This window comes from Psychrobacter sp. 1Y4, from assembly GCF_051847555.1.
The window spans coordinates 1-854 of record NZ_JBPYDE010000324.1 but is presented as its reverse complement, the minus strand read 5'-3'; the positions used below and the strand labels follow the sequence as shown (position 1 = coordinate 854).

Sequence of the window (854 nt, the reverse complement as noted above, 5' to 3'; positions counted from 1 at the left end):
ACCGCCGCCATCGTCATTGTCTGTTAGACGCTCCGATGGGAAAAACTGTAAGTCGCTGCGGTTAATCTTGGTTTCAGTTGCCATTTAATAATCCTTTGAGCTGCTTTTAAATAGGGTTTAATACCGACTTGATAGCCAGTTAAACGGTCAATAAATTGATATTGGCCGTGAACTTATCGTCTGGATGCTCATCGCCTGCGCGTATGACTTTGACAGGAGTTATGTCAGTCAATGCGGGCGATGCAAATAGCACAGTAAAAGTGCGGTCGTCTGGATGCGTGAGCGTCATCGTCAGCTCTGGCATCTGCACCCACGCTTGCAGCTGCTCAAGTTCGCTGCGTTTGATACGAGCATTAGTACAATCAAGCGTGATGGGCCGACCAGCGAGCATCGTGCCTTGCTGGATATCAACAGCACCGCTTAACGTGTAGACGGGCGCTGACTGCTTAAGTGATGACCAGTCATACTCGTCAAGCCAGTGGTATTGACTGTGTAGGCTCATCAACGCCTGATCGGTATTGCGTTTTAGTGTCCAGGTCATGTGCGTCGTTTAGCCTCGTCTTTTAGTTGTTGTGCAAAGTTTGCGACTGCTTCAGCTGCCGCTTGTTTTTTGGCAGCTTCGATACGTGCATCCAATGCGTCTACAACCTCAACTGCATTGTTATTACTGCCAGTACTGTTGGTCGTGTTAGACGTATTGCTATTAGATTGACGGCTAGATGGTATCGGCGCATTGGACTGCTTTGTTTCTCGTTCACGATCACGCGCTTGCTTACGTTCTTCTTGATTAATCTCTTTTTGCAGCTTCAGCGCCTCACTGTAATATTTGATTTCTTCGGGATAACCACGTTCAC

The 854-nt window shown here is 47.7% G+C and carries 2 protein-coding genes; both read right to left on the bottom strand.

What is annotated here, in order from left to right; all coding sequences use genetic code 11:
* Positions 1–139 precede the first annotated feature (139 nt).
* Positions 140–541 (bottom strand): hypothetical protein, encoded by a 402-nt coding sequence (locus tag ACS8FC_RS16080; protein ID WP_439297509.1) that lies wholly within the window; start codon positions 539–541, stop codon positions 140–142.
* Positions 538–854 (bottom strand): hypothetical protein (locus ACS8FC_RS16075; protein WP_439297508.1); only part of this gene is annotated, 317 nt, incomplete at its 5' end. The genes ACS8FC_RS16075 and ACS8FC_RS16080, both read right to left, overlap by 4 nt.

Coding starts and splice junctions, on each gene's coding strand:
- ACS8FC_RS16080 (WP_439297509.1), bottom strand. CDS start 541: ATGACCTGGACACTAAAACGCAATACCGATCAGGCGTTGATGAGCCTA.